This is a genomic window from Methylocella silvestris, assembly GCF_002891535.1.
Classification (GTDB): domain Bacteria; phylum Pseudomonadota; class Alphaproteobacteria; order Rhizobiales; family Beijerinckiaceae; genus Methylocapsa; species Methylocapsa silvestris_A.
The window spans coordinates 354,592-370,808 of the sequence record NZ_PDZR01000001.1 but is presented as its reverse complement, the minus strand read 5'-3'; the positions used below and the strand labels follow the sequence as shown (position 1 = coordinate 370,808).

At 60.5% G+C, this 16,217-nt stretch carries 18 protein-coding genes and 1 tRNA gene; 14 read left to right on the top strand and 5 right to left on the bottom strand.

Annotated elements, in window-relative coordinates; translation table 11 throughout:
* Positions 1-30 precede the first annotated feature (30 nt).
* Entirely contained in the window at positions 31-288 is a 258-nt protein-coding gene (locus tag CR492_RS01675) for a hypothetical protein (protein ID WP_102841958.1), read from the top strand.
* Positions 289-488: 200 nt separating this feature from the next.
* Here CR492_RS01675 and CR492_RS01665 read toward each other — a convergent pair whose 3' ends face one another.
* Positions 489-779: a hypothetical protein gene (locus CR492_RS01665; RefSeq protein WP_146030138.1), complete on the bottom strand. Its 291-nt coding sequence runs from the start codon at positions 777-779 to the stop codon at positions 489-491.
* A gap of 156 nt (positions 780-935) precedes the next feature.
* A complete protein-coding gene (locus tag CR492_RS01660; RefSeq protein WP_102841955.1) occupies positions 936-1,487 on the bottom strand; it encodes a recombinase family protein in 552 nt (183 codons plus the stop codon).
* 302 nt (positions 1,488-1,789) lie between these two features.
* Here CR492_RS01660 and CR492_RS01655 point away from each other — a divergent pair, with 302 nt between their 5' ends.
* From CR492_RS01655 to CR492_RS01635, 5 genes are all read left to right on the top strand, one after another.
* The gene (locus CR492_RS01655; RefSeq protein ID WP_102841954.1) at positions 1,790-2,482 is read left to right on the top strand and encodes a hypothetical protein; all 693 of its coding nucleotides are present in this window, start codon (positions 1,790-1,792) and stop codon (positions 2,480-2,482) included.
* Positions 2,479-4,104, top strand: coding sequence for an XkdF-like putative serine protease domain-containing protein (locus CR492_RS01650; RefSeq protein WP_102841953.1), 1,626 nt, complete (start codon positions 2,479-2,481; stop codon positions 4,102-4,104). The genes CR492_RS01655 and CR492_RS01650 overlap by 4 nt, the downstream gene beginning before the upstream one ends.
* A gap of 404 nt (positions 4,105-4,508) precedes the next feature.
* Positions 4,509-5,018, top strand: a complete 510-nt coding sequence (locus CR492_RS01645) for a hypothetical protein (RefSeq protein WP_102841952.1) — start codon at positions 4,509-4,511, stop codon at positions 5,016-5,018.
* The gene (locus CR492_RS01640) at positions 5,018-6,286 is read left to right on the top strand and encodes a DNA-packaging protein (RefSeq protein ID WP_102841951.1); all 1,269 of its coding nucleotides are present in this window, start codon (positions 5,018-5,020) and stop codon (positions 6,284-6,286) included. Before CR492_RS01645 ends, CR492_RS01640 begins: the two co-directional genes overlap by 1 nt.
* A 25-nt stretch (positions 6,287-6,311) precedes the next feature.
* A complete protein-coding gene (locus CR492_RS01635) occupies positions 6,312-6,641 on the top strand; it encodes a hypothetical protein (RefSeq protein ID WP_102841950.1) in 330 nt (109 codons plus the stop codon).
* Between the two features lie 36 nt (positions 6,642-6,677).
* Here CR492_RS01635 and CR492_RS01630 read toward each other — a convergent pair whose 3' ends face one another.
* Both CR492_RS01630 and CR492_RS01625 read right to left on the bottom strand, forming a co-directional pair.
* The gene (locus tag CR492_RS01630; protein ID WP_146030137.1) at positions 6,678-7,436 is read right to left on the bottom strand and encodes a hypothetical protein; all 759 of its coding nucleotides are present in this window, start codon (positions 7,434-7,436) and stop codon (positions 6,678-6,680) included.
* A 145-nt stretch (positions 7,437-7,581) separates the two neighbouring features.
* Positions 7,582-7,657, bottom strand: a tRNA-Ala gene (locus tag CR492_RS01625).
* Between the two features lie 154 nt (positions 7,658-7,811).
* Between CR492_RS01625 and CR492_RS01620 the strand changes: the two genes are divergently transcribed.
* Both CR492_RS01620 and CR492_RS01615 read left to right on the top strand, forming a co-directional pair.
* Positions 7,812-8,102 (top strand): YggT family protein, encoded by a 291-nt coding sequence (locus CR492_RS01620; RefSeq protein ID WP_012592526.1) that lies wholly within the window; start codon positions 7,812-7,814, stop codon positions 8,100-8,102.
* A complete protein-coding gene (locus tag CR492_RS01615; protein ID WP_245411924.1) occupies positions 8,099-8,455 on the top strand; it encodes a DUF167 family protein in 357 nt (118 codons plus the stop codon). Before CR492_RS01620 ends, CR492_RS01615 begins: the two co-directional genes overlap by 4 nt.
* An 18-nt stretch (positions 8,456-8,473) precedes the next feature.
* Here the strand turns inward: CR492_RS01615 and CR492_RS01610 are convergent, their stop codons facing one another.
* Positions 8,474-9,466, bottom strand: a complete 993-nt coding sequence (locus tag CR492_RS01610) for an alpha/beta hydrolase family esterase (RefSeq protein WP_102841947.1) — start codon at positions 9,464-9,466, stop codon at positions 8,474-8,476.
* Between the two features lie 303 nt (positions 9,467-9,769).
* On the opposite strand from CR492_RS01610, the gene sdhC reads away from it, so the two are divergent.
* The 6 genes from sdhC to CR492_RS01580 all read left to right on the top strand — a co-directional run bounded on the left by sdhC (position 9,770) and on the right by CR492_RS01580 (position 16,208).
* Complete coding sequence (sdhC, locus tag CR492_RS01605) at positions 9,770-10,180, top strand: succinate dehydrogenase, cytochrome b556 subunit (protein WP_102841946.1); 411 nt, start codon at positions 9,770-9,772, stop codon at positions 10,178-10,180.
* Between the two features lie 57 nt (positions 10,181-10,237).
* On the top strand, positions 10,238-10,627 hold the full coding sequence (gene sdhD / locus CR492_RS01600; RefSeq protein WP_102841945.1) for a succinate dehydrogenase, hydrophobic membrane anchor protein: 390 nt from the start codon (positions 10,238-10,240) through the stop codon (positions 10,625-10,627).
* Positions 10,628-10,693: 66 nt separating this feature from the next.
* Positions 10,694-12,532, top strand: a complete 1,839-nt coding sequence (gene sdhA / locus CR492_RS01595; protein ID WP_102841944.1) for a succinate dehydrogenase flavoprotein subunit — start codon at positions 10,694-10,696, stop codon at positions 12,530-12,532.
* A gap of 59 nt (positions 12,533-12,591) precedes the next feature.
* Positions 12,592-13,371 (top strand): succinate dehydrogenase iron-sulfur subunit, encoded by a 780-nt coding sequence (locus tag CR492_RS01590; protein WP_102841943.1) that lies wholly within the window; start codon positions 12,592-12,594, stop codon positions 13,369-13,371.
* A gap of 206 nt (positions 13,372-13,577) precedes the next feature.
* Positions 13,578-14,834 (top strand): lytic transglycosylase domain-containing protein, encoded by a 1,257-nt coding sequence (locus tag CR492_RS20340; RefSeq protein ID WP_146030136.1) that lies wholly within the window; start codon positions 13,578-13,580, stop codon positions 14,832-14,834.
* Positions 14,835-15,026: 192 nt separating this feature from the next.
* On the top strand, positions 15,027-16,208 hold the full coding sequence (locus tag CR492_RS01580; RefSeq protein ID WP_102841942.1) for an efflux RND transporter periplasmic adaptor subunit: 1,182 nt from the start codon (positions 15,027-15,029) through the stop codon (positions 16,206-16,208).
* The last annotated feature ends 9 nt before the right edge of the window (positions 16,209-16,217 follow it).

The following is a 16,217-nucleotide window of genomic DNA, read 5'->3' as shown; positions in this document are numbered from 1 at the left end:
CCTATACTTGGCGCAAAGCAAGGAGCTTAGATGACTGAGGAAGAGTTCGAGGTCGTAAAACGAAAATTGGATGAGGAACTCCTTTCTCATCCAGTCGAAGTTGGAATCACGTTCGGTTACGATTTGTACGAGGCATTCGAACAGAAAAAGCTTTTCAAGCCGAGAGTTTTCGAAGCAATCGGCCTCCCGCTGATTACTGCGACGTATCCGACCTACGCTTCCCGCGCGGTCTATATAGTCAGCGAAATGCACCCGGATAGCTATAGAATTGGGAAGCACGGGGACTAAAGAATCCCAGCGCTGAAGCCGTCTGAACTGAATTTAAACTTAGTATTGTCCAAAATGCCGTTCCGCAGCTTCCACACGCGCGACATCGTCCGACCCGCATTGCGGCATTGCTCGAAAACGACAAAAAGAGGATAGAAAAATCTATCCTCTTGATTTAATTCAATTTCAGTCTTTTTTCTTAACATGCTGCCGAGTGCAGCTCAATACTTCGAATTGGCCTCAAACGTACCGATGAATACGGCCCGTTGTAGCGCGTCGGCTTCTGGAGTGTCGGCGCAAAACGCCCATTCGGCGAGCGCTTCAACGCTGCCGTGTTTCTTTATGAGCTGGCCGCGCTCTTCGTTTGAGAGCGCAAGATGCAGTATAACTGCCGCCCCGTTCGCAAAATTAACGAGTGCACCGGGATTGCAGTCACCAGACCAAGCATTTGCGTTCACGAAGTCAAAACTCAAGCGTTTAATTTTGTCATCAATGCTCTCATGTACCGCCATGTCAGTCTCCATTGCTCGATTGAGTCAATAATATAAGCAAATAACTCGCCGTCAACTTGATATTTTTTCCATATTATTCGGATATCTGTATTTATATTACAGATTGTGGAATTGAAAAAGCCGCCCGGCGAGGGCGGCGTTTGCGGCCTCGCGCCGTCAAGGATTTGTCGCCAATACCCGATAGACGCTGGCGCGACCGATGCCAAGGCGCTCGGCAATCTCTGTCGGGCCGAGCCGATCGACGTCGCGCAGCCGTCGGACAGCCGCCACGTCGATCGACGGCTTGCGGCCCTTATAGACGCCCTCAGCCTTCGCTTTGGCGATTCCTTCAAGCTGGCGCTCCTTACGGATATTAGTTTCGAACTCGGCGAACACGCCAAGCATGCCGAGGAACGCCTTGCCGGCAGCAGTGCTTGTGTCGATCGGCTGTTCCGTCGCCTTGAGCGCGGCGCCCTTGCTCTCCAGCTCGCGCACGATGCCCGCCAGATCGCCGATAGAGCGCGCCAGACGGTCGATCCTTGTGACTATGAGAACGTCGCCAGCGCGGATGAAGTCGAGAAGCGTGCGCAGCTCTGTGCGGCCGGCGAGCTTCGTTCCTGTCACCTTCTCTGCCCGGATGACCGTGCATCCGGCGGCCTTGAGCGCGCTCTTTTGCAAGGCGAGGTCTTGGTCTGTCGTCGAAACCCGCGCGTATCCGTAAGTCGCCATGTCGCCCTCAAACGTCTCAATAGCCTCTAGACCCTCTCTTTATGCCGTCTCAAAATGTGAAAGTCAACCCTATTAAGACGCCAAATGTGTCTCGCGCCGGTGTGTCGTAGGGGTTTACCCATTTGAGACGCCTTGGGCGATAGGCTCTGCACCGGCACCAAAAAACTAGTTAGGCGAGAGCGCGGTTACGCCATATCGCGACGGCCGTTGCAGCAATCGCGATGGAACTGCTCATGACGCACCGAATTATTGGTATTATATAGAGCTAATGCCGGCACTATAACTTACGAGCTAAGATCAAAATGACCGCACCATTCGAATATAATTCCAACATACTTGAATTTAATTCCACTGAGCTTACTGCGGTGCTCCGCGACAAAGTTGCCGCGAGAGACGCGATTCATGCCGAGATGTGCAGGTTGGAAGAATGCCGCGCGAGGCTTGAGCCGCGCATCCACATGCCAGCTAGCATCGAAGCAAAGCTGGATGCGCTGGCCGCCGAAGAGGCCACAGCCCTGCAAGGCTGGGCGGAGTCGAAGAGTGCGTCCGAACCGCCTCACCGGGGCGTAGAGCGGGCGCGTCTTGCCGTGGAGCTGAAGGAGGCCCGTGACATCGCTGCTGCTGCGGATGTAGCTCAGCGGTCATTTCAAGCGCAGCAAACGGCATTGATGACGCCCTACGCAGAAGCTAATCGCGATGTCCACGCCGCCATCTGGCCTGTCATCGCGTCAAATTTTGAGGCCGCCTGTGCTGATCTTGTTGCGAAGGTCGCAGCCTTTGACGCCGCGATCTCGCGCGCCAAAGGAGCGATTAGTTATTGTTTTGAACAGGGAAAAGAGATTGGCGCGTCAGACCACGAAAGTGCTGTTCCATTTTTCCAGCTCGGGGAAGTGCTGATCAAACGCATTAAATCGGTCGCCACTCCTGAGCCGGTTGGGGATGTTTCAACGTGGCGAGACATGATCGAAGCCGTGACGCGTGGGGCCGCCCGATGAGTGCCGCCAGCACGAAGTTCTATGGCGAACTACGCCGCATCGATACTGATGCCCGCATGGTCTATGGCTATGCCTCGACGGATGAACCCGCCCTCGACGGGAATGTCATCGCGCGGGAAGCTCTCGATGATGCTTTCGCGGAATACAAAAAATGGGGCAACATTCGCGAGATGCATCAGCCCAGCGCTGTCGGCGTCGCACGGAGCATCGAGCTGGACGAAAAGGGCGCCTACCTTGGCGCCTATGTGCAAGACGACGATGCTTGGTCGAAGGTCAAGGAGGGCGTTTACAAAGGCTTTTCCATTGGCGCTAAGGTGACGAAGCGGGATGACGCCGACAGGGCGATTGTTCGCGGGATGATCATTACAGAAATCTCTCTTGTCGATCGGCCGGCAGATCCCGGCGCGACTTTTGACCTCTGGCGCAGTGCCGATAGTGACTCGACTGCCGAGGCCGAAACCACACCCGATGCGGAAGACAATCCGCTCGCCGATTTGATCGCGGGAGCGCTGGCCATCATTGCCGCCGGCGCGATTGAATCGTCTGCACGACTGCTCTTGGCCGGCGGCGACGTGGTGACGGTGGAAGACGCCGCCAGCCTCGCCGCAGCGGTTGCGAACGGTCTTGATCTCGCACCACTACGCGGCCTCGCGCCGCAGATCGGCGACCTGCTTGCGCAAAACGCCGTTCGCGCCGCAAAGGAAGCGCTGGGCCGCCTTAATGTCATCTTGCCGGCTGCCGATAACGCCGCGCTCGCCGAAGCCGTGAGCGACGCCGCACGGGAACGCGCTGCGCAACTGACAGGGCAAAAATTCACCGTTGGCGGCGAGCTTGCGCCCGATCCCTCGGCTGAAAACGCGATCACGTCGTCGACGCGGTCAATGATCGGGGAAACGATTCAATCTGGATTGGCCGGCGTCGCGACAGGCGTCGCCGCCGCCACATTGGAAGAACTGATAAGGTCCGCATTCGCCTTCTCGCCTTCGCGGGCAAAAGGTATCGGCGTCACCGAGTCCAATCGAGCCAAGGGTTCCGCGATCGTTCAAACAATTCAGGTTGTGAACGAGTCGGGCGCCGGCCATTTTATGAAAGCGTGGATGACGGCCGACAGCGGGTGTTGCGCGGCATGTGCTGACAACGCAGCGCAGGGACCAATCCCGGCTGATCAGCCGTTTTCCAGCGGGGACATGGCGCCCGGCGCGCACACAAACTGCCGATGTAGCGTTCTTACGGTTCCTGCGTCCAATGTCGGACGGATCGCCCGGCGTTCTGACAGCGAATTTGATCGGAAAATTGCAGCGGTGATTTCGGAAACGGAAGAAATGCGGCGAAGCGTTCTGGCGATATTGGAGAGAATGTCGAAACCTCAAAAAGTCGACGATGCTGTTGAACGCCGAATGGTTGAATGGTTATCCGAACCGATGCCTGCAAAGTGCGCGTTAAATAGTTTTGCAAGACGCGCGGTTGACAATACGACCGACGCCGCCGGATCAACTATTGAGGCTTCCATTCCAAAATTGAGCGACGATGATCTTGTGCGCGCGCTCAACGCAATGCCGGAAAGCGAAAGAGTTATGTGTCTCATGCGTGCGGCGCAGCTCAATCCTCTGACACGACATTAAAGACATTAAAGTTCCGCCGTCTGCGTGCCTATGCGCGGATGGCGACGCGGCGGGAAATGAATGGAAAGCATTTCCCGCCGCGAGCATTCGTCTGCGGCACACAGGCGAGAATTGAGCGGCCCGGTTTTCCGTCATTTTAAGGGCCGCTCAAAAGGTCGAGTCGATCCCGGCATTTCGACTCGATCAATCCGGCTCGCGAAATTCCCTGTTCGTCGCGAGCCGGACAGTTTGCCCCTCTGGAAAGTGTGGAACGCGGAGGCAGAGGGGCGATAGGCGCGGCGGCGTTTTACGATTGGCGTCGCCGCGCTTTCATTTTGAAAGAAATTACTGTGGCCAAGTCATGTTCAATTTGCATACATCCCGAGCGGCGTAGGATCGAAGTTCTGCGCGCTGGCGGCGCGTCGTTGGACGAGCTGGCGAAACGATTCAATGTCTCTCGCGACGCGATTCATCGGCATTGGACTCTACACATCGATGACGAGACGAAGGCAAAGTATCTCGCTGGCCCATTAAAAATGCAACAGCTCTTGGACAAGGCAAGAGAAGAAGAACATAGCTTAATTGACTACTTTGGACTCGTTCGAACGGTATTGACAGATCAATTCGTCAGGGCGTCTGAAACCAACAACGCAAATGCCGTTGGCGTTATCGCTGGACGTTTGCTTGAAACACTCCGCCAGATCGGAAAGATAACCGGGGAGATCCGGGAATTTTCAAATTCAACCACAATCAACAACTTCAATCTATTCACTTCGCCAGACTTCGCGAGATTACAGGGCGCTTTAATCAAAGCCTTGGCTCCGCATCCGGCGGCGCGCGCGGACGTAATTCGCATGCTTCGCGATTTTGAGTCCGCCAAACCTATCGATCCGGCAATGAAAACAATCGAGCATATTCCGCCGGAGGAATCGTGATGTCGGAAATGTTTAATAAGATCGCGGATGCGCTAGAAAATTCGTGGTTGACGCAGGCGCGACCCAACCAACTTCCGCCGGATGGTGATTGGAGCATTTGGGCGATTATCGCCGGGCGCGGGTTTGGTAAGACCCGCGCTGCCGCTGAATTCGTCAGCGCCGAGATCGAGAGCGGCAGGGCTCGGCGTGTTGGGCTTGTTGGTAGCACCGCGAGTGACACCCGAGATGTCATGGTCGCTGGAGAGTCCGGCCTGTTATCGATCGGCCCGGAATGGTCAAGGCCTCAATACGAGCCCAGCAAACGCCTTTTGACCTATACGAATGGCGCGATTGCAATGACATTCAGCGCCGAAGAACCCAATCGGCTCAGGGGACCGGCTCACGATTTAATATGGGCGGATGAGATTTGCGCGTGGTCGAATCTTCAGGAAACCTACGACATGATGATGATGGGGCTACGTCTCGGAAAGAGGCCCAGACTTGTTATTTCGACCACGCCTCGCCCGCTCAAGATTTTGAAGGATATACTTTCCCGAGAAGGTCAAGACGTTGCTGTGAGTCGCGGATCGACTCATGAAAACCGGGACAACCTCGCGCCATCGTTCGTCAATTCGATCATCAAAAAATACGAAGGGACGCGACTCGGCCGACAGGAACTCGACGCCGAGCTTTTGGAAGATACGCCCGGAGCGCTGTGGAATCGCGACCTGATAGAGCGCGCGCGGATCTCCGTCGACGCCGTACCGGAAATGACCCGTGTTGTCGTCGCGATCGATCCAGCCATTTCGAACAACGAGGATTCAGATGAGACGGGAATCGTTGTCGCCGGCCTTGGCGTTGACGGAAAAGGCTACATTCTTCGCGACGCTTCCGGAAGATACGCGCCAGTCGAATGGGCGCGGATCGCCGTGGCGCTCTATCACGAGCATCGGGCTGATCGCATCGTCGCGGAAGTCAATCAAGGCGGGGCGATGGTCGAGACGACAGTCCGCGCCGTCGACCCTAACGTAAGTTACCGCCCGGTTCACGCCTCGCGTGGAAAAATCACGCGCGCGGAGCCTGTATCGGCGCTATTCGAGCAAAATCGCGTGCATTTGGTCGGCGCATTTCCCGCGCTCGAAGACCAGATGTCCTCATTCGCTCCGGGCGTCGCCGGCTCGCCAGATCGCCTTGATGCGATGGTCTGGGCAATCACCGATCTCATGATCCAGCCGCAAATGCCGAACTGGGGACTCTACGAACTCGCCCGCAGAGGCGAACTTTTTTAATCAGTTATTCAAGAGGACAAAGAATATGACACCGGAAAACTCCGATATTTTTATCGTCTTGCCGCCGGGCAACGGCCTGCGGAATTCGCAGAGCGTTGGCGGCGTCGTATTTAGCTGCCAGCCGGGAAGCACCCTGACCGTGCCGCGCAGCGTCGCTCAGGCCCTCAGCGCGGCGGGATGGCTCATCGGTGCGCAAGTGGTGACCTCTGCCACGCGCCCGGCGCGGCAGGCCGCCCAGCCGAACGGAGCACCGCGACCCGAGGAATTTGGAGAGAGCGTCTTTGACCAGACGATCGGAAAGCTGATCATCTGGGATGGATGGACGTGGCGCGACCTTACGGGCGCGGCCGTTTGAGCGGATTATCCGCTCCCTCAAAAAGCTCCGACGCGGTCAAGTCAATTTGACTTCTTCAGCAATGCCATTCGCAAAGCTCAGAATGACTTTCGCCAATCGCTCGAAATCTCCCTCGCTAAGAAGATCCAGAACAGCTTCCGAGATGTCGGAGGCATAATAGGCTTGAGGGCCGTCCGCCAAGCCGCGAGCCGATCGAATGACATCCATCGATCGCCGTTGCTCTTTAGTGGCATCTTTTTTGGAGAATTGCGCTTTTTTCCACTCGTCCGCATGGCGAAAGCTATTTGCCGCAGCGGTAACGACCTGTCCTGCCGAATAGCCACCGAAACTAGGATTGCCCAAGTTCCATCTCTTTAAGCTCGCATCGAGATCATTCCTGAATCGGTCTAAAAGGGAGCTGATCACGATCATCAAGCTACCGGCAAGAGCCTCTCGGCTGACTTCCAACGCGCCAATGGCATCATTTACCATGTGGTACAGTGAAACATCGTCCGATTCAAGGAATCGGCCGTTCGCCGGACCCCTGCCAAAAATTGCATCTAACTCCTTCTCGCGCTCAGGCTTCGTACGGCGAAGCTCATGCACGGTATCGAACATCAACCGCATTGCGGGGGCATTGAGGCGCCAAGCTTGCACAAGCCGGAACATCGCGTTGTATGAGGGACTGCCTATTTGAAGATCACCATCTTTGGTTAAGGCAAGATCCCCGTTCGCAAGTCGCAAGTCGCCGAGAAGGAACAAGGCGGTCAGCTCATAGCGGAGGATGACATCTTCATACGGATCGGGATCGATCATAAGTGGCATCCGCTGAGGTAGCCTTCCTCAAAAAAGTGAGAGCGCCGGCCCGCGATCGTCCAAACCAACGTAGGGGTAATAGTTGGGGTAAGCTCACGCTCTAACGCGAATATCCATTACATTTCAATATGATAATGTGATTTTCTGGTGGAGCTGAGGGGAATCGAACCCCTGACCTCTGCAGTGCGATTGCAGCGCTCTCCCATCTGAGCTACAGCCCCGGCCAGCCGCTGTTTACGCGACTGCGCGGTGAGGCGCAAGGGTCTGTGGCGCGCTCGTTTTGGCCTTGCTCGCAGCGCTATTGCAGCGGCCGCCTTGCCAGTTCGGCTCAAGCCGCGTAAACGGGGAATGCGGGCTCAAGGCTTCGGAGATCCAATGCGCGCTCTTCTAGATGTTATTCTGCTCGTTCTCGACCTTTATACTTACGTCGTGATCGCCGCCGTCATTCTGTCTTGGCTCGTCGCCTTCAACGTCATCAATACTTATAATGACGTCGTCCGCGCCATCGTCAACGCCGTCAATGCATTGACGGAGCCGGTGCTGCGTCCGATCCGGCAAATGCTGCCAAGCTTCGGCGGCCTCGACATTTCGCCCATCGTTCTGTTTCTGATTATCTTTTTGATCCAGCGAATCATCATACAATATATCTATCCGAACGTCTTTTGAGCGCAGGCGCCAAACCCGGCGACGCCGCGCCAAACCCCTGGATGCTGCGCGGCTCCGACGTCGTTCTGACGGTGCGGCTCACTCCCAAAAGCGCGCGCGACGAGATTGAGGGCGCGAGCCAATTGTCCGATGGGCGCGCCGTGCTCAAGGCTCGGGTCCGCGCGGCGCCGCGCGATGGCGAGGCCAATGCCGCGCTGATCAAGCTTGTCGCCAAATCATTGCGACTCGCGCCCTCGGCGGTGCGCGTTGAGGCTGGCGCGACGGGCCGCCTCAAAACCCTGTGTCTCACCGGCGATCCTGAAACGCTCCAGCAGGGCCTTGCGGAGCTGGCGGCGCGATCGGCCGGGGCTTAGGCCTGCGCGCAAAAACGCTCAGCTCCCAGCCTTGCGCAAAAAGTCCCAGATCAGCCGCGCGGCTTCGAGGTCGTTATTGTGCGGCCCGAGGCGCGGCCCATCGCCCGTGAGCGGACGCCCCGGAAGGGAATGACCGCCGCCTTCGACGCGCAGCAATTCGACCGGAACCTTGCAGCCGTTCAGCCGGTCGACATAGGCCCGCGTGCCGTCGCGCGGGTCGCGGTCGGGGATCGCGGTGGTCGTGCGGCCCTCGCCGCACCCCGCGGCCTTTCCGAAGATCGCCAGGATCGCGTCAACGGAAGCGACGTCGCTTTTTTGATCGGCAAGAGCGGCCTTGCCGCCTGCGAACGGAACCACGGGATCCGCCGTCCCGGCGATCATCATGAAAGGAACCGGCCGCGCCGGCTTGCAGGCTGTGGCAAGATCGACCGGCATGGCGCTGATCGCGACCGCAGCACCGGCCAGAAGCGGCGCGTTATCACAGGCGAGCTGGAGGGCGGGGAAGCCGCCGTCGCCAATTCCGACCAGGAACACCTTGCGCCGATCGACAAGCCCGTCGGAAACAAGCCGCGCGATCAGATCCCGAATGAAGGCGGCGTCAGCGCCCGGACCGGCGCTCCAACGGCCGCCGAGCGGGTCCGGATAGACGAGAATCGGGCCGCCTGACCCCGACATTTCGTCGAGACCGAACAGCCGCCGCTGGTGCGGCCCTTTCTCGCGCGCCTGCCGCAGGATGACGACCAGCGGGCGGCGGGCCTGTTTGAGCCTGCGCTGCTGCACCAGCAGCGCCGTGCGCGTGACCCCGCCCGACTGGACCGTGATTCGCCCGGAGGCGGCCGCGGCCGGCGGCGCGCCGACGGCGAACAGCGACAGGACAAATGCGAGCCCGATGGCGAGCGCGCCCCGGCGCTCGCGAACGATCTTCGCGCGAAAAACCGGCGCAAGACCGGGCGAGCCGAAGGGCGGGCGAAGAATGCCTCGCTCGGGCGCGTTGCTCGTCTCTTCGGCCATCGCCCGATCTCTTAAAGGGGACAATCTCTCACCCGCAATCTCCACCACGCGCGGCGCGCGAACGGCGCGGCGGGCCGACAGGGAGGCGGCTCCCGATCGCGGCAAGACCGCAGCCGAAACGCTTCTGGCGGCGGCATATTCTTCTACTGCGGCGCGCGCTTTGGCAACAAGCAAAGCCGCTGCAGCGGGGCCTGAACATGCGCTGGACGGGCGCCGCTTTTGCGCCGCGATTAGGTTTGCCCGCCATCCTCGATTGCGATAAGGAAAGGCGAAGCTTGGCTCATGCAATCGGGTGCAGCGTAAATGACCGAGGTCGAGTTGAAATCCGGCGGGCCTGCGAGCCGGCCGTTATCGCCCCATCTGCAGATCTATCGGCCGACCCTCACGATGACGATGTCGATCGTCCATCGCATCACCGGGGCGGCGCTCTACGGCGGGACCTTGCTGCTAGCCTGGTTTCTGATCTCCGCCGCCTCCGGCCCCGGAGCCTTCGCTGCGGCCTCGCATGTCGTCAGCTCGTTTTTCGGCAAGCTCGTTCTGTTCGGCTTCACCTGGGCCCTTTTCCATCATTTGCTCGGCGGCGTCCGCCACCTGATCTGGGATCTCGGCTATGGCCTCGACGACCCGGAACGCGAATGGCTGGCCTGGGCTACGCTCATTGGCGGAATTGCGTTGACTCTGCTTGTGTGGGTATGCGTGGCATTGCGCGCCTGACCGGCGCGCCGCAGCGCGCCGTCCCCGCTCGATCGACGCTTCAGGAGCCGCACTCTCATGGCGCATGACAATTCATCCTCCCGCAGCCCCGCGCGAAAGGGCTTTCTCGGTTCGGCCAAATCCGGCGCGGGCGACGCCTGGAGCATGCATGTCACCTCTGTCGCGCTGCTGCCGCTGGCGATAGGCTTCGTCTGGGTCATGCTTTCGCTGATGCATAAGGACTATGCCGGCGTGAAAGCCGAGCTCGGCCATCCGCTGCCGGCGATTGTGCTGCTTCTCTTCATTCTCGCCGGATGCTGGCATATGAAGCTCGGCATGCAGTCGATCATCGACGATTACATTCACGCCCCGCACGCCAAGGAATGGGCGCTCGTCGGCAATTTCTGTTTCAGCGCGGCTGTCGCCCTCGCCTCCGTTTTCGCGGTCGTCAAGCTCGGGCTGAGTTGAGCCCGCTGGCGCAGCGCCGAACAATCTTCCAGCCGGTAGCAAAAAAAGAAGTGGAAAGGCGATAGAATGGCGTTAGGCAGCACGTCGAACGGCGCCGCCGGACCGGCGCGGCTTGGAGCCGCTTATCCGATCACCGATCACAGCTTCGACGTCATCGTCGTCGGCGCTGGCGGGGCGGGCCTGCGCGCCACGGTCGGCTGTTCCCAGGCCGGTTTGCGCACCGCCTGCATCAGCAAGGTGTTTCCGACCCGCTCGCATACGGTCGCGGCGCAGGGCGGCGTCGCCGCCTCGCTCGCCAATATGGGGCCGGACAATTGGAAATGGCACATGTACGACACCGTCAAGGGGTCGGACTGGCTGGGCGATCAGGATTCCATCGAATATCTCTGCCGCAACGCCCCGGCCGCTGTCTATGAGCTCGAACATTGGGGCGTGCCGTTCTCCCGCACGGAAGACGGCCGCATCTACCAGCGTCCCTTCGGCGGCATGACCACCGATTTCGGCAAGGGCCCCCCTGCCCAGCGCACCTGCGCCGCCGCCGACCGCACCGGCCACGCCATGCTGCACACGCTGTATGGCCAGGCGCTGCGCTACAACACCGAATTTTTCATCGAATATTTCGCCATCGACCTCATCATGGAGGATGGCCGCTGCCGCGGCGTCGTCTGCCTGAAACTCGATGACGGCACGATCCACCGCTTCCGCGCGCAACTCGTCATTCTCGCCACCGGCGGCTATGGCCGCGCCTATTTCTCGGCGACTTCGGCGCATACCTGCACCGGCGACGGCAACGCCATGGTTTTACGCGCCGGACTGCCGTTGCAGGACATGGAATTCGTGCAATTCCATCCGACCGGCATTTATGGCGCCGGCTGCCTCATCACCGAGGGCGCGCGCGGCGAAGGCGGCTATCTGACCAATGGCGCCGGCGAGCGCTTCATGGAGCGCTACGCCCCCTCCGTCAAAGATCTCGCGCCGCGCGACATGGTTTCGCGCGCGATGACGATGGAGATTCGCGAAGGCCGCGGCGTCGGCAAGAACAAGGATCACATCCACCTTCATCTCGATCATCTCGATCCGAAAATCCTGCATGAGCGTCTGCCCGGCATTTCGGAAAGCGCCAAGATTTTCGCCGGGGTCGACCTCACCAAGGCGCCGATCCCGGTGCTGCCGACCGTGCATTATAATATGGGCGGCATCCCGACCAATTATCACGGCGAAGTCGTCATCAAGAAGGATGGCGATCCGGATGTGATCGTACCCGGCCTGATGGCGCTTGGCGAGGCCGCCTGCGTTTCCGTGCATGGCGCAAACCGGCTCGGCTCAAATTCGCTGATCGATCTCGTCGTGTTCGGCCGCGCCGCCGGCATGCGCGCCGCCGAACTCGTCACCGCCGGCGCGAAGCAGGCCGAACTGCCGGCCGATTCGGCCGAGCAGGCGCTCGCCCGGCTTGATGGCTTGCGCTACGCCAAGGGATCGATCCCCACCGCGGATTTGCGGCTGCGCATGCAGAAGGTGATGCAGAACCATTGCGCCGTCTACCGCACCGGCGAGGTCCTGGAAGAAGGCTCGAAACTGATTCATGAAGTGTGGGGAGCGAAGGATCAGGTCGGCGTCACAGACCGCTCGCTGATCTGGAATTCCGATCTCGTCGAGACGCTTGAATTCGACAATCTCATCATCCAGGCCGTCGTCACCATGGACGGCGCCGTCAACCGCACCGAATCGCGCGGGGCCCACGCGCGCGAGGATTATACGCAGCGCGACGACGTCAACTGGATGAAGCACACGCTGGCGACGATCGACCCCGACGCGCACACCGTCTCGATCGATTACCGCCCGGTGCACAGCTACACCATGACCAACGAGATGCAGTACATCGAGCCGAAGGCGCGGGTGTATTGATGCGGGCCGCGTCTCCCCGTCCATTTCAAACCCCGCTCGTCTGACACCGGGAACGCCACATGGTTGAATTCGCTCTCCCCAAGAACTCGCGTCCCGTTGCGGGCAAGAGCTGGCCAAGACCCGGCGCGGCGACGCGCACGACCGAGTTCAACATCTATCGCTGGAGCCCGGACGACGGCGCCAACCCACGCATCGACACCTATTACGTCGATCGCGACGATTGCGGGCCGATGGTGCTCGACGCCATCATCTGGATCAAATCGAAGATCGACCCGACGTTGACCTTCCGCCGCTCCTGCCGCGAGGGCATTTGCGGCTCCTGCGCGATGAACATCGACGGCGCCAACACCCTCGCCTGCACCAAGGCGATCGACGACATCAAGGGCGCGGTGAAAATCTATCCCTTGCCGCATATGTCGGTGGTCAAGGATCTGGTGCCGGACCTCACCAATTTTTATGCGCAGCACGCCTCGATCGAGCCATGGCTCCAGACCAAATCGCCGACGCCCGAAAAGGAATGGCGCCAGGCGCCCGAGGATCGCGCAAAGCTCGACGGCCTTTATGAGTGCATCCTCTGCGCCTGCTGCTCGACCTCCTGCCCCAGCTATTGGTGGAACGGCGATCGCTATCTCGGCCCGGCCGTTTTGTTGCAAGCCTATCGCTGGCTGATCGATTCGCGCGATGAAGCGACCGGCGAACGGCTCGACAATGTCGAAGATCCGTTCCGCCTCTACCGCTGCCACACCATCATGAATTGCGCGAAAACCTGCCCGAAGGGGCTCAATCCGGCGAAAGCCATCGCGAAAATCAAGAATATGATGATCGAGCGACAGCTCTGATCCGTATTTTCGCCGAAACCTCTTTGCGCAAGGCCGCTCCGCACAAATTTCTTGCGCAAGTCTTTCGTCTCGCCGTCCGCGCGCTGGAATGACAGCGACCGCGACCTATTTGCAACAGGATTCGGGCTTCGCGAATCCTGTGCTCAAGGCGCCACTTTCCCGCCATACTCGGGCAGCAACGTCCGCGCGTTGGGGGAATCTTAACCATGCGGCGTCTCTTTCTCAGCCTGTCTTTTGCAACCTTCGCTTCGGCGTCGGCGCTCGCCTACAACGAGAATCACCCCACGCTCTATGATGATTTCATTGCGCATCAGGCGCAAAAACATGGCGTGCCGGAGCGGCTGGTTCATCGCATCGTCCAGCGCGAAAGCCGCTACAACCCGCGCGTGACGCACAACGCCTGCTTCGGGCTGATGCAGATCAAAATCGGCACCGCGCGGTCGATGGGATACAAGGGCGACGCGCGCGGTCTGCTCGACCCGCATGTCAATATGACATACGCCATTCCTTATCTCGCCAACGCCTATCGCATTGCTGGCGGCGACGAAGATCGCGCCGTGCAGCTGTTCGCCGCCGGCTATTATTTCACGGCGAAAAGCAAACAGATGCTATCCGAATTGCGCACCGCCGAATCGCCGCCCCTGACGCCCGAACCCGCCGCCGCCCCGGCGCCCGAGCCGCCGAAAAGCTCCGTCTCCGGCCTTCTGGCATTTTTGGGCGGCGCTCCGGCGCAGCCCGCGCCAAGGGCGGATTATCCACAGGGCGGCGCGGTTGCTGCGATCGCCGCGGCCTCGCCCGCCGCCGCGCCGCCGACCGCGGACTCCCAGGCCGCTTCTGCTGTGGCGTCTGGCCCGCCCGCCGCCACGGCGGCGGCTCCAACGGCGCCGGCGCAAGACGCCCAAGCGCAAGTAGCGCAAATCTCCTCGACAACCGCCGCCCCGGCCGAAGACCTCGCGCCCACGAAGACGCATAAGCGCGGCGCGCGGACCTTGGCAAAGACGGCGACCAAATTGGCGGCAAAGCCTGTAAAGCAGCTCGACGCCGCGAAGACCGCCGAAACGGCCTCCGACGCCACGCGGGAAATCGCGCTCGCCAGCGCGCGCCCCTATGGCGCGCTGTCCCCTGCGACGCCGTCCGACACAATCGCAACGGCGTTGCCCGGCGCAAGCACGGAAGAAAGCGCCCCGCTTCCCCCGACAAGACCCGCGGCGGAGCGTAAATCGCCGACGAAGCACGCCGGCGTCAAAACAGCCCCCCTCAGCCCGTCCAAAGCCGCAGCACCCGCGATCGACGTCGCCGTCACAGAGCCAACGGACGCCCAGCCGGCGGCGCAAAAGCCCGCGGCTCCCCATCGCGCAATCCACGCGAGATCCAAGGCCTCGGCTGTGGCCTCGCATGTCGCGGTCGCCGCCGTCGATCCGCGCGCTCCGGCCGAGACGCACGAAGACGCCGGAGCGAAATAGCGAAGTCCGCTCGCGCGCCGCGCGTTTGGCCTCAAGCTATGTTTCGCGTTGCGCCGGACACAGAATCCTCTAACTTCCCATCGCCCCTGGCCTTGATGGGAAGGCGCCTTGTACCGATCGACGCAACGCCCGACGACTCCGCATCAAACAGAGATAGCGGATAGCCTCCCGAAATCCGGGGATGATTTGCCCATGCCGCAACGCAACGCCGCCCGTCTTGCGGCAGGCGGGATCGCGGCATGTTTCGTCGTGATTTCTTCGCTCGCCGCGCTAGCGCAGGCGCCGGGCGGCGCTCCGCCGAGCGTCGGCGTGGTCAGAGCCGAATTGAAGCCGATCACACAGACGAGCCAGTTCATTGGCCGCGTGCACGCCGTCAACCGCGTCGACATCGTCGCCCGCGTCACGGCCTTCCTCGACAAGGTGGAGTTTCGGGACGGCGCCGAGGTCAAGAGAGGCGACGTGCTTTACCGGCTCGAGCGAGGCCCGTTCGAAGCGGACCTTGCGGCAAAGACGGCGGTCGCTCAGCAATATCAGGCGCAACTCGAAAACGCCAATATTCAACTCCAACGCGCGCAAACGCTGCTGCAAACGCAATCGGGCGCGCAGGCCACCGTCGACACGGCGATTGCGACGCAGCGCAGCATCACGGCGCAGCTTCTTGGCGCGCAGGCCAGCGTCAAGCTATCGCAGATCAATCTCGACTACACGACGATCGCCTCGCCGATCGACGGCAAGAGCGGGCGCACGGCGATGACGCTGGGCAATGTCGTGACGCCGACCAGCGGCGTCCTCGTTACCGTCGTCAGCCAGGATCCGATGTATGTGCTGTTTCCCGTCTCCGTGCGCACCCTGCTGACGCTGCGCGAGCGCTATGTTCCCATCGGCGGCTTCAACGCGATCGTGGTCAGGCTGGGGCTGCCGGATGGGCGCATCTATAATCAGCCCGGGAAATTGGATTTCGTCGATAATACGGTGCAGACTTCGACCGACACCATCATGGTCCGCGCGGTCATTCCCAACCCGCCGCTGCCGATCAAATCATCGTCCGGAGACACGCTGCGCGAATTGACGGACACGGAATTCGTCAGCGTCTTTCTCGAAGGGGTAAAGCCCGTCGAGTTTCTCGCCGTGCCCCGCGCCGCGCTCCTGTCGGACCAGCAAAGCGACTATGTCTATGTCGTCGACGCCGATGGCAAGGCGCAGCGGCAGAACGTCAAGCTTGGCCAGTCGACGCCGACGACGGCCGCGATCGAATCAGGCCTCAAGGCCGGCGATCTCGTCATCGTCGAAGGCTTGCAGCGCGTGAGGCCGGGCATCGCGGTTCAAGCCTCGCCGGCGACGCCTGGACCGCCGGCTCCCGAGCCGCAAAAATAGGCGGCGCGC

Bases quoted from the DNA above. Each gene is read 5' to 3' on its own strand.
- CR492_RS01675 (WP_102841958.1), top strand. From the start codon at position 31: ATGACTGAGGAAGAGTTCGAGGTCGTAAAACGAAAATTGGATGAGGAA.
- CR492_RS01665 (WP_146030138.1), bottom strand. From the start codon at position 779: ATGGCGGTACATGAGAGCATTGATGACAAAATTAAACGCTTGAGTTTT.
- CR492_RS01660 (WP_102841955.1), bottom strand. From the start codon at position 1,487: ATGGCGACTTACGGATACGCGCGGGTTTCGACGACAGACCAAGACCTC.
- CR492_RS01655 (WP_102841954.1), top strand. From the start codon at position 1,790: ATGACCGCACCATTCGAATATAATTCCAACATACTTGAATTTAATTCC.
- CR492_RS01650 (WP_102841953.1), top strand. From the start codon at position 2,479: ATGAGTGCCGCCAGCACGAAGTTCTATGGCGAACTACGCCGCATCGAT.
- CR492_RS01640 (WP_102841951.1), top strand. From the start codon at position 5,018: ATGTCGGAAATGTTTAATAAGATCGCGGATGCGCTAGAAAATTCGTGG.
- CR492_RS01635 (WP_102841950.1), top strand. From the start codon at position 6,312: ATGACACCGGAAAACTCCGATATTTTTATCGTCTTGCCGCCGGGCAAC.
- CR492_RS01630 (WP_146030137.1), bottom strand. From the start codon at position 7,436: ATGATCGATCCCGATCCGTATGAAGATGTCATCCTCCGCTATGAGCTG.
- CR492_RS01620 (WP_012592526.1), top strand. From the start codon at position 7,812: ATGCGCGCTCTTCTAGATGTTATTCTGCTCGTTCTCGACCTTTATACT.
- CR492_RS01610 (WP_102841947.1), bottom strand. From the start codon at position 9,466: ATGGCCGAAGAGACGAGCAACGCGCCCGAGCGAGGCATTCTTCGCCCG.
- sdhC (WP_102841946.1), top strand. From the start codon at position 9,770: ATGACCGAGGTCGAGTTGAAATCCGGCGGGCCTGCGAGCCGGCCGTTA.
- sdhD (WP_102841945.1), top strand. From the start codon at position 10,238: ATGGCGCATGACAATTCATCCTCCCGCAGCCCCGCGCGAAAGGGCTTT.
- sdhA (WP_102841944.1), top strand. From the start codon at position 10,694: ATGGCGTTAGGCAGCACGTCGAACGGCGCCGCCGGACCGGCGCGGCTT.
- CR492_RS01590 (WP_102841943.1), top strand. From the start codon at position 12,592: ATGGTTGAATTCGCTCTCCCCAAGAACTCGCGTCCCGTTGCGGGCAAG.
- CR492_RS20340 (WP_146030136.1), top strand. From the start codon at position 13,578: ATGCGGCGTCTCTTTCTCAGCCTGTCTTTTGCAACCTTCGCTTCGGCG.
- CR492_RS01580 (WP_102841942.1), top strand. From the start codon at position 15,027: ATGCCGCAACGCAACGCCGCCCGTCTTGCGGCAGGCGGGATCGCGGCA.